We start from the raw sequence: 13,515 nt of genomic DNA, 5'->3' as shown, positions 1-13,515 counted from the left end.
CTGAGATGGCGACAGCCCCCACGAACGAACAGGCGGGCGCGACCGACTTCCCATGGTGGTTGGTCGCGCTCGCCGTTATCGGCCTCGGCATTGGCGGCGTCATCGTCGCCAACGACCTCTATGCGCAGGTCTTCACCACCGTCGCCAAGGGACTGGCGGTGACGATTTTCGTGACCTTGGCCGGTTTCACCCTTGCCACGCTACTCGGGCTCTCGGTTGCGCTGCTCGGCCTGTCCGATTCCAAGGCGCTTCGGCAGATCTCGCGCTTCTACATCGAGCTCATCCGCGGCGTGCCCGTGCTCGTGCTCCTGTTCTACATCGCCTTCGTCGGCGCGCCGGGTTTCGTCGCCGGCTGGAACTGGCTCACCGCCCCGCTGGCGACCGCAGGCCTGATCGAGCCGATGATGGTGAGGGACGTGTCGCTGATGTGGCGCGCCATCATCGCGCTGATGATCGCCTATTCCGCCTTCATCGCCGAAATCTTCCGCGCCGGCATCCAGTCGGTCGACAAGGGCCAGGTCGAAGCCGCCAAGGCGCTCGGCCTGTCGCGCGGCCAACGCTTCCGGCTGGTGATCTTTCCGCAGGCGCTGAAGGTGATCTTTCCGCCGCTCTCCAATGACTTCGTGGCTATGGTCAAGGACTCCTCGCTCGTCTCGGTGCTCGGCGTCGCCGACATCACCCAGATGGGCAAGGTCTACGCCTCCGGCTCTTTCCGCTTCTTCGAAACCTATTCGATCGTCGCCTATATCTATCTCGTGCTGACCATCGGCCTGTCCCTCGGCCTGAGACGCATCGAAAAGAGCCTGCGCGAGCGCAGTTCGGTCTGACGCCGGCCATCTCGGATCTGCGAGGAACTTAGGGCCTCTTCCGGAAGTTACACTCGGGAGCCCGTTAATCAGGACGGGCCGAGGATATCCGGGAGAGATCCATGAGCGAGAACGATATGACCCGCGACCTCGCGTCGCGGCAGCAAGCCGGCCAGGGCTCCCTGGGCGGCCAGACTGCAAACCCGACCGGCGCCTCGCCGGCGCCCAGCATCGAGGACATCAAGCGACAGGCCAAGGAAGATCTGGGCTCCGTCCGCGAAGCCGCCGCCGCCAAGGTCGAACAGGCGACGGACAAGGCCGCCGAGATGGCCGACGAACAGAAGACTTTCCTAGCCCAGCAGTTGTCGAGCCTTGGCGAGGCGCTCGAGCGCACCGGTCGCGACATGCAGTCCGGCGACGGCGCGGCCATGGGCCGCTATGCCGGCGACATCGGCTCGAGCATCAGCCGGTTCGCCGCCGATATCGAGGGCCGCGACATGGGCGAGATCACCGCGATGGCCGAAGATTACGGTCGCCGCCAGCCGCTCGCCTTTCTCGGCCTCGCCGCTATTGCCGGCCTTGCCGCCAGCCGCTTCGTGACCGCCTCCGCCCGCCGCCACGACAGGGGCATGAGCCAGTCGCACCGGCCGACCCCCGGCCTCGACCGCCGAGACGATTCCGCCGCGCTGTCCGACACCACCCTGCCCGCAACACCTTTCTCTGGAGACCGCGCCAATGTCCAATACTGACAATCGCCCGATCACCGAACTCGTCTCCGGCCTCGTCGGCGATATTTCCAGCCTGTTTCGGAAGGAAATCGCCCTCGCCAAGGCCGAGACCTCCGAGAAGATCTCCCGCGCCATGGGCGGGATCGAAATGCTGGCGATCGGCGCGGTCTTTGCGATCGGCGCCGTCGGCGTGCTGTTGTCGGCCTTGGTCACGGGGCTCGGCGCTTTCTTCGTCGCGCAGGGCATGACCGAACCCAACGCCAATTCGCTGGCCGCCGTGATCGTCGGCGTCGTCGTGGCCTTGGTAGCCTGGCGTCTCATGGCGAGCGGGCTCAATACGCTGCGCGGTTCGGAACTGTCGCTCGACCGCACCACATCGTCGCTGCAGCGCGACGCCAAGATCGTGAAGGAGAGACTCTGATGGCTCTGACAGACCGTAATCCCGCCGAAATCGAACGTGAGATCGATGGCGATCGCCGTCGCATCGAGGAGAAACTCGACGCGATTCAGGAACGCCTGTCGCCGGGCCAGATGGTCGACGAATTGCTCGGCTACGTGAAAGGCAGCGGCGGCGCCGATTTCGTCAACAATCTCGGCCGCTCCGTGAAGAACAATCCCATGCCAGTGGCGCTGATGGGCGTGAGCCTCGCCTGGATGATGGCGAACCAGGCCATGCCGGCCTCGTCCGAACGAGACAATCACGCGCGCGGCCATGACGACAGCGTCGACGAAGCGTTCTACCCGCTCGCGCCGGTCACCGGCTCAGTGCGCCGCCTCGGTCCTGCGTCGATGCACGAGGGTTCGAGCTACAGCCACTTCACCGACGACGCCGGCAAGCGTTTCCGCGCTTTGACCGACACGACGGGTCGCCGCGCCGGCCATTTCATCGACGAAACGGGCCAGACCTATCGCGGCTTCGCCGACACGGCCGGAAAACAGGTGTCGGACATCCGGGACGAAGCCGGCCGACTACTCGATGAAGCCTCGGGCTGGACCGCTTCGGCCTGGCGTGAAACCCGCCGCCGCGTGTCAGACATGGGGTCCTCGATCAAGAGCGGTTCGAACGCCGCCTACCAGGGACTGCAGCAACAGACGGCGCAGATGGGCGACATGCTGACGCGACAATTCCGCGATCAGCCGCTGGTCGGCGGAGCCCTCGCCTTCGCCTTGGGCGCGGCCATCGGCGCAGCCCTTCCTCACACCCGCATCGAGGACGAAGCGATCGGCGATGTCGGCGACAAGGCGCGAGACACGCTGTCGCGCAAGACGTCCGACGTGATGGACGAGGGCGAGAAGCTCGCCGCCGAAACCTATCAGAAAGCGACGCAGGTCGCCTCCAATGTCCAGGATGCGGCGCGCGAAAGCGTTCGCGACAGTTTCGGCGCAAACGGGCGTCCGAACACGCACTGATTGGATCGCCATCCGATGTGATCCGTTGAAACCCGGCCCCGGCGGCCGGGTATCTCTATGCGCTCATGCAGACAACGAAAAAGCGGCCCGTGAGAGCCGCTTTCAAAAAGAAATGCTATGTCTGCGAGGCGCGCCGCCCGCCGCCAAGGCGGACGGGCGCAAACGTCTCAGCGCAGGCCGAGGAACGAAAGGATTGCGAGGACGATGACGACGGCGCCGACGAGCCAGATCAGGTTGTTCATGATGGTGTGCCTCCTGTTGATCACACGTGTTGAACACGCGACGACGCTTTAGGTTCCCAATCGCGCGCCGTCTTTCCGTTAAAACAGCGGATTCGGGCCCGGCCTCCGTCATGGGTATCGGTCGCGCGAAATGATCGGGAGATCTGCGGAAGCCGCTTTTCGCCGCGCCGTCATCGGCAATCCGCTATGAAAGGTTCTCAGCCTTGCGGCCCACGGTGTCGGCGACGAAGGCGCCGCGATCGCCCATCGGTTTGGGCGCGCCGGTGGTGGAATCATGGCGTGTCTGATGTTCGAGCTCGGCGTTGATTTCCGCGCCGACGATCAGGATCATCACCGAGATCCACACCCAGATCATCACACCGATCAATGTGCCGAGCGCGCCATAGGTGGCGTTGTAGTCCGCGAAATGCGCGAGATAGTAGGAAAAGCCGAGCGTGGCGATGATCCAGAGCAATGCCGCGACGCCGGCGCCCCAGGTGATCCAGCGCAGTTTCGCCGGCTCGCGGCTGGGGCCGAAACGATAGACCAGCATGATCATGCCGATCATGATGACAAGCGCCAGCGGCCAGCGCAGCACCCGCGCCAGCATTTCCAGCCAACCGTCCAGTCGCAGGAAGGCGAGAACCGCCGGGATGACGCCGACGGCGACGATCAACAGCGTCGCCAGGAGCGTGGCGAGAAGCGTAAACGCCAGCGCGACCGCGTTGAGCTTGAGAATGCTGCGGCTTTCGGTTTCGCCATAAGCAACGTTCATCGCATCGAACAGCGCCTTGACACCGCTCGACGAACTCCACAGCGCCAGGACGAAGCTGGAGGCGAAGGCGAAGCTGAGGGTGGAATTCTTCTGCGACGACAGGCTCTGAAGCTGGTCGGTGATCAGCGCCATGCCGCCCGGCGGCAAAAAATCGGTGAGAAAACCGATCTGGGCTGCGATGGTGCTGGGATCGGAGAAAAAGCCGTAGATCGTCGCCAGCAGCGCCATGGAGGGAAAGAAGGCGAGCAGCAGGAAGAAGGTCACGCCGGCCGCGATCAGCGAGATACGGTCTTCGAAAATCGCATAGAACACCCGCCAGGCCACGTCCTTCAGGCCGAGCGGCGGAATGTCGTGCGGCGCAGTGGCGTCGCGACCCCGCTCCGCTTCATCCATGGGAGCATGTGTCTCGGTCAACATCGCGGCCTTCTTGTCGGTCATTCCTCATCCTTCCCCGGCGTCTGAACATTCTGTTCGGACAATCGCGGTCCGGCGCGAATGTTCCGGCTCTTCGGCGCGGTTTCGCCGGGAAATCTCGGGGCGGCGGGATGCCCGACCCTTGGGAGACCGCGCCGACATCGGATCATGATGGAATCGGCGCATAAGATTCCCGCCGGCCGACGGAACGAAGCAGCCGGTCTCGGCATTTCGCGTCCTGAACAGCATGAGGAGCGGCGGTGGTGAACTGGTCGAAAAGCGTGGAAGTGGCGATCAATCCAGCCCGCGAAACGCGCGTGATTTCCAACCTGCACGACGCCGCCCAATGTCTGCTGCACAAATGGCCGTCGAAAACCGGCAAGGCCTATTCCAAAGCCCGCACCGCCTGCCTGAACGCGCTCGACGGCCATGTTCCGGCCTACTACGCCCGCGAGGCCTTCGTGGCCGCCGCGTCCGAGGCGAACATCCTGCGCAGCGCCTGAAGCGAACCGGAAAGCCCCGCCCCGGACTTGACATTTGTCGCTCCGGCGTTAGGCGGAATGGATCTTTTCTTACAGCGCTTCGGATCCGCCATGCTCCATCCCGACAAGACCTATGCCGCCCTGTTGTTCGACATGGACGGCACGCTTCTGAGCTCGATCGCCGCCGCCGAACGGGTGTGGTCGAACTGGGCGCGCCGGCACAAGCTCGACGTCGGCGCCTTTCTGCCCACCATCCACGGCGTCCGCGCCGCCGACACGATCCGCAAGCAGGGGCTCGCCGATATCGATCTGGACGCCGAAGTGGCCTTTATCGAGCGCGCCGAGATCGAAGATGTCGAGGGCGTCATGCCGATCGACGGCGTGGTGGATTTCTTGAACGCGCTTCCCGAAGATCGCTGGGCGATCGTGACGTCGGCGACCGTGGAACTGGCGACGGCGAGGCTCGACGCAGCCGGCATCAAGCGGCCGAAGATCTGGGTGACCGCCGAGGACGTCGAGCGCGGCAAGCCCGCCCCCGACTGTTTCCTGCTTGGCGCCGAGCGTCTGGGCGTCGACATCGAAGATTGCCTGGTGTTTGAAGACGCTCCCGCCGGCATCGAGGCAGCCCGCGCGTCCGGCGCAGATCTGCTTGTAGTCACCGCCACCCATGCGCACCCGCAAACGGATGGCCCGGCCATCGCGGATTATCGCGGCATGACGGTGGGCGTGACGGAAAGCGGCCATATTCGCATCACCCATCGCCAAGCCTGACGCATTACACAAAAGATTTTCTTGGCGAAGCCCGCCTCTTTTTGTATGGAAGGGTCAGTGGTTCCGTAGCTCAGCAGGATAGAGCATCAGATTCCTAATCTGAGGGTCACGCGTTCGAATCGCGTCGGAATCACCATTTCAGCCCTGCGCAGGCGGACACGGCTCGGAGCCGCGCAAAAGTTAACCAACCCCTAATAAACGGATTGACTCCGAACCTCTGCGAGTCTTCTAATCGAAGACAATCAGGGAGCGGCATGATGGCCAATCAAAACGATGCCTATGAACAGGTCACGCACAATATCGGCGGGAGCGAACGTCTGGCGCAGCGGCTTTCCGCGACGATCGCGCATCTGAAAGCGCATGGTCAGGCGGTGGACACCGCAGAACAGCAGCAGAAGCGGCATGTGGCCATGGCCGAGGCCTATCGCGCCCATAAGAAGATGCTGGAAGAACGGTTCCTGGCGCGCCGCGGCGACAAGGCCTGATCCGTCATTCGCCGCCTGATTTTCGGTCGCCGCCGACGCTCATGTCATATCGGATGCGGCCGCCGATGCGGATGCACGTCTTGCCGCCATTGACGGGCGCATATCCCTCCCCATAGACCGCGCAGGGATTGGCGTCCGGGGCAGGCGTGTCAGAGGGAGGCGCCGTCACGGCGTCCTCCGCGAACGCTTCGGTCCCGAGAAAGACGAGGATGGCGGCGGCGGCAAATCTCTTCATTGTCGGGTCACCTGTCTGCAGCGCGACGAGCCTATCTCATGACATCCGCAACGTCAGCCCGCGCGAACGTGGAACTTTCACGCCGATTGCGGCATTCTGCGGGCATGACCAAGATCGAGACTGCCCAGAGAACCGAACGCCGCGCATCGCGCCGCATGATCTATTTCGTCCTGGCGCTCGCCGCCCTCGCGGCGGCGGTGACGCTGATCTACCTGCTGGGATTTCACCCCGGCGCGACCACGTCGATCTGACGTCGGCCGACGTCAGATCCCGCCTTGCCAGACCTTGATCGCCTCGATCGGGTAGATCAGCATGATCACGTTGAGCGTGAGATTGTCGCGGATGAGGATGCCCGTGGCGATCTCCGCCGCGATGGCGAGCGCGATCGTCACCTTCACCGGCAATTTCCAGGCTGCAAGAAAGCCGAGCGTCATCCACACGGTGTCCATGCCCGAATTGAGGATGGAATCGCCCATATAGTCATAGGCCATGGTCGCCGAGCGATAGCGCTCGATGATCACGGGCGAGTTTTCGAGCAGTTCCCAACCCGCCTCGATCAGCCCCGCCAACCCCAGCCTGAGCGACAGCGGCGCGCGGCGCAGCACGAGAAATCCTAGCCCGTAGAACAGGAAGCCATGGATGATGTGGCTCGGCGTATACCAGTCGGCGATCTGCTGGGAGTTTCCGGAAGAGTGAACCTCGCCCTCCCATAGTTTCACCACGCCGCATTCGCAGAGCCAGACGCGGCCCATCAGACGCTCGACGATCACCTGGACGAGAATGATCAGCGCGATCAGGCCGAGCCCGAGGAAAAGATGGCGACGGGTGCTGCCGCTTTCAGTCATTCTGTCCATCCAGCTGGTGTTTCATGATCAGCGGCATCTGGCTGAGCGTGAAGAGGAAGGTGATCGGCATGGTGCCCCAGACCTTGAACGTCACCCAGAAATCATCGGCGGCTTTGACGTCAGGCAGGTAATAGGCGTTGGCGCCGCGCCAGACCACTTCGTTGAGCACCGCGAGAAACAGGAAGAAGAAGCCCCAGCGCCAAGTCAGCTTGGTCCAGCCTTCGTCATCGAGCTGGAAGGCGGAATTGAAGACGTAACCGAGCAGGGAGCGGCCAAACAGAAGACCGCCCAGCAGGATGGTTCCGAACAGCGTGTTGATGATGGTCGGCTTCATCTTGATGAAGGTCTCGTTTTGCAGCCAGATCGACAATCCGCCGAAGGCCAGCACCACGACGCCTGACACGAGCGGCATCATCGGCAATTTGCCCATCACGATCTTGGAGACGACAAGCGAGATCACCGTCGCCGCCATGAACAGGCCCGTGGCGATGAAGATCGGCCCGCCCAGGCTCGCGAGCGGCGGATAGGCTTTCGCCAGCTTCTCGCCATAGGAATTGGCGAAGAAGAACACCAGAAGCGGCCCGAGCTCGAGTGCGAGCTTGATCACCGGATTTTCTTTGTGCGCGGCGGTCTTGCCATGGGTTTCGGCGGTCATGCGCCCGTCTCCTGTTGCGGCTAACGCCTGCTTATTGTTTCTGCGTCTGCAGGCCGGCGATGGCTTCGGCGAAATCTTCGGCGTCGAAGGGTTCGAGATCGTCGACGCCTTCGCCGACGCCGATGAAGTAAACCGGCAATTTGTGCTTGGCGGCGATGGCGACCAGAATGCCGCCGCGCGCCGTGCCGTCGAGCTTGGTCATGATCAGGCCGGAGACGCCCGCGACATTGCGGAAGATCTCGACCTGGTTGAGCGCATTCTGGCCGGTCGTGGCGTCGAGCGTCTGCAGCACGGTGTGCGGCGCCTCCGGATCGAGCTTGCCGAGCACGCGGACGATCTTTTCGAGCTCGGCCATCAGCTCGGTCTTGTTCTGCAACCGGCCGGCTGTGTCGATGATCAGCACGTCCTGTCCGGACGCCTTGGCCTTCTCGTAGGCGTCATAGGCGAGTCCCGCCGCATCGGCGCCGAGCTTGGTCGAGACGATTTCGCAGCCGATGCGGCTCGCCCAGATATGCAGCTGCTCGATAGCCGCGGCGCGGAACGTGTCGCCGGCGGCGAGCATGACTTTCAGGCCCGCGCGGCTGAGTTTGGCGGCGAGCTTGCCGATCGTGGTAGTCTTGCCGGTGCCGTTGACGCCGACGACCAGGATTACATGCGGCTTGTGGCTGAGATCGAGTTCCAGCGGCTTCGCCACCGGCTTCAGCACCTTGACGATTTCGCCGGCCATGATGCGCGACACATCCTCGCCCGAGACATCCTTGCCATAGCGTTCTGATGACAGCGTATCGGTGATGCGCAGCGCCGTCTCAACGCCGAGATCGGCGCGGATCAGCAGGTCTTCCAGCTCTTCCAGGGTGTCCTCGTCGAGCTTGCGCTTGGTGAACAGCGCCGAGATCTGCGCGCCGAGCTGAGCCGAAGTGCGGGCGAGACCCTGGCGGAGCCGCTCGATCCAGCTCAGTTTCCTGATTGGTTCAGGCGCTTCAGTGGCGAGGTCGCGCGCGCCGGCGACGACGAAGCCTTCGGGCAGAGCCGGCTCGCTTTGCGCTACCGTGTCAGACGGACTTTCGAGGAGATTGTCCGGCACTGGCGCCGGGTCCAGATCGGGCGCAGGCTCGACCCGCGCCTCCGGCTCAACGATCTCGGTGACGGGCTCCACGACGACCGGCTTGGGCTCAGGCTCCGGAGCCGGCTCGACGACCACAGCATCCGCCTCGACCTCCGCAGACTTCGCCTTGTCCTCGGCTTCGTCCTTGCCGAAGCTGAACATCTTCTTGATGAAACCGAGCGCCATGGCTGATCCGGCTGGCCTTTTCAGGCCGCCGCCTCCTGAATTCTGTCTGCGACGAGGTGCTTGCCGTTATGGCCCGTGACGGTGACCGTGGCAAGGCTGCGGGGCGCGAGCCCCAATCCCTCGCAAAGCGTGAAGTTTTCCGTATGAGCGAGACCGGTATTCTCGACGAGAATGGTCTGGCGGCTGCCGACCATGCGGTCGAGATGGGCGTGATGCAGCCGCTCGCCGGCCTCGCGCAGACGTGCGGCGCGTTCCTTGACCAGCCGGCGGTCGAGCGCCGGCATGCGAGCGGCGGGCGTGCCCTCCCGCGGCGAATAGGGAAACACATGCAGCTTGGCGATCCCGCATTCCTGCGCCAGCAGCACGGAGTTGTCGAACATCTCCTCGGTCTCGGTGGGAAAGCCGGCGATGATGTCGGCGCCGAAGCTGATCTCGGGCCTGAGAGCCCGGGCGCGGGCCACGAAGGCGATCGCATCCTCGCGGCTATGGCGCCGCTTCATGCGCTTGAGAATGAGATTGTCGCCATGCTGGAGCGACAGATGCAGATGCGGCATGAAGCGCGGCTCATCCGCGATCAGGTCCCAGAGATGCTCATCGGCCTCGACGCTGTCGATCGACGACAGTCGTAGGCGCAGGATGTCGGGCAGGTGGCTGAGGATGGATTTCGCCAGTTGCCCCAGCGTCGGCGCGCCCGGCAGATCTGCGCCATAGCTCGTGGCGTCGACGCCGGTCAGCACGATTTCCCGATAGCCGTTTTCGGCCAGCCTGCGAGCCTGCTCCACCACCGCGCCCATCGGCACGGAGCGCGAATTGCCGCGGCCATAAGGAATGATGCAGAAGGTGCAGCGATGATCGCAACCGTTCTGCACCTGGATAAACGCCCTGACATGGCCGTCGATGACATCCACCATTTGCGGCGCGGTGGCGCGCACGCTCATGATATCGTTGACCTGCAATTTTTCAGAGGCCGAGACGCCGAAATCGGGCAGACGGGCGAAGCTCTCCGCCTTCAGCTTTTCCTCGTTGCCGAGCACGGCGTCGACTTCGGGCATTTGGGCGAAGGTCGCGCCTTCGGTCTGCGCGCCACAGCCGGTGACGATGATGCGGGCGGCGGGGTTGTCGCGGCGGGCGCGGCGGATCGCCTGGCGCGCCTGGCGCACGGCCTCCCCCGTCACCGCGCAGGTGTTGAAGATCAACGCATTGTCGAGGCCGGCCTTGGAAGCCTCGGCCTTGATGACTTCCGACTCATAGGTGTTCAGGCGACAGCCGAAAGTGATGACGTCGACGCCGGTCACTGGGCCGCGGCCTCCTGGTCGCGCGAAAAAGCGCCGGTGGCGGGATCGAGCATGCCCGACCATTCCCATTCGGCCGGGCCGGTCATCACGACGTGATCGTTCTTTCGCCAGTCGATCGACAGCACGCCGCCGCTGGGCATGGTCACGTCGACCTGGTGTTCAGTGCGGCCGGTGCGCGCGGCGGAAACAGCGGCGGCGCAAGCGGCGGAGCCGCAAGCGAGCGTCAGTCCGGCGCCGCGCTCCCAGGTGCGCAGATCCAGCGAATGGCTGGACGTGACGCGGGCTATCGAAATATTGGCGCGCTCGGGAAACATCGGATGATGCTCGAGAAGAGGGCCGAATCTCGCGAGATCATAGTCCCAGACGTCGCGATCCACCCAGAACACCGCATGCGGATTGCCCATCGAGGCGACCGACGGCGAATGCAGCACCGGCGCATCGATCGGCCCGATCTGCAATTCGATCCGGCTTGTATCGTGAAATTCTTCCGAGAGCGGGATCTTGTTCCATTCGAAGTGCGGCTTGCCCATATCGACCGACAGCAGCCCGTCTTCGCGTTCCTCGCCGGTCAGCACGCCGGCGCGGGTGTGGAAGGTAAAGCTCTTGATCCCGGTTTCGGCGGCCAGCGCCTGCACCACGCAGCGCATGCCGTTGCCGCAGGCCTGCGCCTCGGTGCCGTCGCAATTGATGATGCTCACCCAGGCGAAGGTGCCCTCGGCCTTGGGGTCATGGATCGCCATGATCTGGTCGAAGGATGTGGCGGGGTCGGAAGCGAGCGCGATGGCCGCCTCGGGCGTGATGCGATCCTTGCGGCCGCGCATGTCCGCCACCAGGATCTTGTTTCCCAGTCCGTTCATCTTGGCGAAAGGCGCATTAATAGTCATGGCGTAAGCCGTAATCCTCGACAATTTGGCCCTATATGGCGGAAGCGCGTGAAAAAGGCCAGATGTTTCGCCTCCTACAAGGGAATGTCGACGCTTTCGCCTGCGCGAAGAGGCCGAAAACGCTCCCGTTCGACGCCGGCGGCGTCGAGCGCTGCGGCCAAGGCCTCCAGCGGAGCCTCCACGGCCTCGTTGGTGAGCTGGAACGTGCCCCAGTGATGACCCACGGCGTAGCGGGCCCCCGCAAGCCGCATGCCCTCGACCGCTTCGGCCGGATTCTGATGCTGCCCCTTCATGAACCAGCGCGGCTCGTAAGCGCCGATCGGCAGGATCGCCAGGCGAAAGCCGCCATGCTTCTCCGCCGCCGCGCGATAATTGATTCCGCCGTGAAAACCGGTGTCGCCGATATGGTAGATCGCGCCTGCTGGCGTCGTGATGACGAAGGCCGCCCACAGCGCCATGCGGCGATCGCCCATCCCGCGGGCAGACCAGTGATGACAGGCTTCGGTATGAATGGTGAAGGGTCCGAAATCGGTCTCGTCGCCCCAGTCCGTCGTGATAATCCGGGCGTTCGGGATCGACTTTCGGATGATGGCGTCGTTTCCGAGCGGCGTGATGATCTCAGGATGATGCTTCGCCACGATCGCCTTCAGGCTGGCGATATCCAGATGATCGTAATGATTGTGAGTCACCAGAACGAGGTCGATCCTGGGCAAATCATCCAGGCGGACGCCCGGCGGATTGTGCCGCTTGGGTCCAGCGAAGGAGAGCGGGCTCGCCCTTGTGGAAAACACCGGATCGGTCAGGATGTTTTGCCCCTGGGTCTGGATCAGCAGGCTGGCGTGACCCACCATCGTCACGCGGAGGTCGTCGCCCGCGACCCGCTCACCGGGCTTTGCCCCGACGAAGGGGCTGGGATAGACGTTCGGCCATCGGGCCCGTTTTTCCAGCCACTGCCATTTCAGCAGCGCAGTGAGGCCGAGCGGCTCGATCCCGTCGGGATTGAAGAACCTGACGCCGTCGAAATGGTCGCTTCGCGGCCCGTCATAGTAGGGGTTCTTCGCGCGCCGTCCGTTGCTCGTCATGAACTCATCTCGCTTTGTCGGTTTGACAGAGATAGAGGCTCGGCGCGCAGTTGCAAGGCGCAGGCGGCAGAGGCCGGTTTGACCTTTCGTCATCCTGTCATTAAAGCAGCGACACTGAGACGACAGGACGGGACAGCCATGATCGAGTACGAGAAGTTCATCTATCTGGACATGTACAAGACGGGCAGCAGTTACGTCGTCGCCCTTCTCAACCGTCTGGTTGCCGGCAAACCCGTGCGCGCCTTCCGTCATGCGCCGCTGACAAAGGGCCGCCCCTTCTTCTGGAAACAGGGTAAATACGCCTTCGCCACGGTCCGCAACCCCTGGGACTGGTATGTATCGATGTGGTCCTATTCGATCGAGCAGCCCAATGTCGTGTTTTTCCGTGATGTGAGGAAATCGCTCGGTGAAGAGGGCGTTCAACGCCTTTTCGACCGTTCAAACCCCAAGGCGTCCTTCCGGCTATGGCTGCGCTCGGTCAACGACCCCAGCTTTTTCAAGACGATCGAAACGGAAAACCCCTACGCCCATTCCTCGGTCAATCCGTTTCTCGGCTTCTATTCCTATCGCTTCTTGCGGGTGACGACGCCGCATCCCGCGCTTGCGCTGCATCGCGGCTATCTCTGGAACATGGACCGCGCCATCGCCCATCAGAAACGCTGGGCGATTTATGATCGCGTGTTCAAGAGCGAGACGCTGACCGAAGAGTTTTCCGCCTTCGTGCTGGACAATGTCGAGCGATGCGGCTTCAAGAAGAACGCCGAGGCGATTCTGAGGAAGCACGCGCCGCAGCCCAAGAACGTCTCGACTCGCACGCTGACCTCCTATCGCGATTATTACGACGACGAATTGCGCGAGCTCGTCGCCCGACGCGACCGCCTCATGATCGAGCTGTTCGGCTACGAATTCTGATCAATCGCCTGCAAGGCTTGACTTTTACGGCGCGCTGATGTTTAAGCCGCCGCATCTCACAGGTCTAGGATGATCTGAGCAGCCGACCGGACCGTCGTTCGACGATTGTGTCAGGAGGTCAACACCCGACAGCGCGACGCGCCCTCGGGTGCTTTTTTGCTTGGTCTCTTGTCAGATCGCCTGGGGATGCCGATGTTCCGGGCAGACAGGTTCGGACAAAAGGA

General features: G+C 63.2%; 17 protein-coding genes and 1 tRNA gene. 10 read left to right on the top strand and 8 right to left on the bottom strand.

Features of this window, described 5'->3' with window-relative positions; genetic code table 11:
- Positions 1–5: 5 nt before the first annotated feature.
- The 4 genes from OCK01_RS17795 to OCK01_RS17780 all read left to right on the top strand — a co-directional run bounded on the left by OCK01_RS17795 (position 6) and on the right by OCK01_RS17780 (position 2,944).
- Positions 6–827: an amino acid ABC transporter permease gene (locus OCK01_RS17795; RefSeq protein ID WP_263825076.1), complete on the top strand. Its 822-nt coding sequence runs from the start codon at positions 6–8 to the stop codon at positions 825–827.
- A 101-nt stretch (positions 828–928) separates the two neighbouring features.
- Positions 929–1,555 (top strand): nutrient deprivation-induced protein, encoded by a 627-nt coding sequence (locus tag OCK01_RS17790; protein ID WP_263825075.1) that lies wholly within the window; start codon positions 929–931, stop codon positions 1,553–1,555.
- A complete protein-coding gene (locus OCK01_RS17785) occupies positions 1,542–1,955 on the top strand; it encodes a phage holin family protein (RefSeq protein WP_182829374.1) in 414 nt (137 codons plus the stop codon). The genes OCK01_RS17790 and OCK01_RS17785 overlap by 14 nt, the downstream gene beginning before the upstream one ends.
- Positions 1,955–2,944, top strand: coding sequence for a DUF3618 domain-containing protein (locus OCK01_RS17780; RefSeq protein ID WP_263825074.1), 990 nt, complete (start codon positions 1,955–1,957; stop codon positions 2,942–2,944). The genes OCK01_RS17785 and OCK01_RS17780 overlap by 1 nt, the downstream gene beginning before the upstream one ends.
- A 426-nt stretch (positions 2,945–3,370) precedes the next feature.
- Here OCK01_RS17780 and OCK01_RS17775 read toward each other — a convergent pair whose 3' ends face one another.
- The gene (locus OCK01_RS17775; RefSeq protein WP_263825073.1) at positions 3,371–4,378 is read right to left on the bottom strand and encodes a YihY/virulence factor BrkB family protein; all 1,008 of its coding nucleotides are present in this window, start codon (positions 4,376–4,378) and stop codon (positions 3,371–3,373) included.
- Between the two features lie 239 nt (positions 4,379–4,617).
- Between OCK01_RS17775 and OCK01_RS17770 the strand changes: the two genes are divergently transcribed.
- The 4 genes from OCK01_RS17770 (at position 4,618) to OCK01_RS17755 (ending at position 6,092) form a co-directional block, all read left to right on the top strand.
- The gene (locus OCK01_RS17770; RefSeq protein ID WP_263825072.1) at positions 4,618–4,857 is read left to right on the top strand and encodes a DUF982 domain-containing protein; all 240 of its coding nucleotides are present in this window, start codon (positions 4,618–4,620) and stop codon (positions 4,855–4,857) included.
- A 90-nt stretch (positions 4,858–4,947) separates the two neighbouring features.
- Positions 4,948–5,607, top strand: a complete 660-nt coding sequence (locus tag OCK01_RS17765; protein ID WP_263825071.1) for an HAD family hydrolase — start codon at positions 4,948–4,950, stop codon at positions 5,605–5,607.
- 59 nt (positions 5,608–5,666) lie between these two features.
- Positions 5,667–5,743: transfer RNA gene (locus OCK01_RS17760), tRNA-Arg, on the top strand.
- Between the two features lie 121 nt (positions 5,744–5,864).
- Positions 5,865–6,092 (top strand): hypothetical protein, encoded by a 228-nt coding sequence (locus OCK01_RS17755; RefSeq protein WP_182828094.1) that lies wholly within the window; start codon positions 5,865–5,867, stop codon positions 6,090–6,092.
- 4 nt (positions 6,093–6,096) lie between these two features.
- Here the strand turns inward: OCK01_RS17755 and OCK01_RS17750 are convergent, their stop codons facing one another.
- Positions 6,097–6,327, bottom strand: coding sequence for a porin (locus tag OCK01_RS17750; protein ID WP_263825070.1), 231 nt, complete (start codon positions 6,325–6,327; stop codon positions 6,097–6,099).
- A gap of 104 nt (positions 6,328–6,431) precedes the next feature.
- On the opposite strand from OCK01_RS17750, the gene OCK01_RS17745 reads away from it, so the two are divergent.
- Positions 6,432–6,578, top strand: coding sequence for a hypothetical protein (locus OCK01_RS17745; protein WP_263825069.1), 147 nt, complete (start codon positions 6,432–6,434; stop codon positions 6,576–6,578).
- Between the two features lie 12 nt (positions 6,579–6,590).
- Here OCK01_RS17745 and OCK01_RS17740 read toward each other — a convergent pair whose 3' ends face one another.
- The 6 genes from OCK01_RS17740 to OCK01_RS17715 form a co-directional block, all read right to left on the bottom strand.
- Positions 6,591–7,172 carry a DUF2585 domain-containing protein gene (locus tag OCK01_RS17740; protein ID WP_263825068.1) on the bottom strand — a complete coding sequence of 194 codons (582 nt, stop codon included), beginning with the start codon at positions 7,170–7,172 and terminating at the stop codon, positions 6,591–6,593.
- Complete coding sequence (locus OCK01_RS17735; protein WP_182828090.1) at positions 7,165–7,827, bottom strand: septation protein A; 663 nt, start codon at positions 7,825–7,827, stop codon at positions 7,165–7,167. The genes OCK01_RS17740 and OCK01_RS17735 overlap by 8 nt, the downstream gene beginning before the upstream one ends.
- Before the next feature lie 31 nt (positions 7,828–7,858).
- Positions 7,859–9,118 (bottom strand): signal recognition particle-docking protein FtsY, encoded by a 1,260-nt coding sequence (gene ftsY, locus OCK01_RS17730; RefSeq protein ID WP_263825067.1) that lies wholly within the window; start codon positions 9,116–9,118, stop codon positions 7,859–7,861.
- 20 nt (positions 9,119–9,138) lie between these two features.
- A complete protein-coding gene (gene mtaB / locus OCK01_RS17725; protein WP_263825066.1) occupies positions 9,139–10,413 on the bottom strand; it encodes a tRNA (N(6)-L-threonylcarbamoyladenosine(37)-C(2))-methylthiotransferase MtaB in 1,275 nt (424 codons plus the stop codon).
- On the bottom strand, positions 10,410–11,297 hold the full coding sequence (gene dapF / locus OCK01_RS17720; RefSeq protein WP_263825065.1) for a diaminopimelate epimerase: 888 nt from the start codon (positions 11,295–11,297) through the stop codon (positions 10,410–10,412). Before dapF ends, mtaB begins: the two co-directional genes overlap by 4 nt.
- 74 nt (positions 11,298–11,371) lie before the next feature.
- Positions 11,372–12,379 (bottom strand): MBL fold metallo-hydrolase, encoded by a 1,008-nt coding sequence (locus OCK01_RS17715; protein ID WP_263825064.1) that lies wholly within the window; start codon positions 12,377–12,379, stop codon positions 11,372–11,374.
- A gap of 138 nt (positions 12,380–12,517) precedes the next feature.
- Between OCK01_RS17715 and OCK01_RS17710 the strand changes: the two genes are divergently transcribed.
- Complete coding sequence (locus OCK01_RS17710; RefSeq protein ID WP_182828087.1) at positions 12,518–13,291, top strand: sulfotransferase family 2 domain-containing protein; 774 nt, start codon at positions 12,518–12,520, stop codon at positions 13,289–13,291.
- Positions 13,292–13,515 lie beyond the last annotated feature (224 nt).

Source organism: Rhizobium sp. TRM95796 (genome assembly GCF_025779995.1).
Taxonomy (GTDB): Bacteria; Pseudomonadota; Alphaproteobacteria; order Rhizobiales; family Rhizobiaceae; genus Rhizobium_E.
The sequence above is the reverse complement of the archived record's forward strand: the minus strand, read 5'-3'. Positions and strand labels throughout refer to the sequence as shown.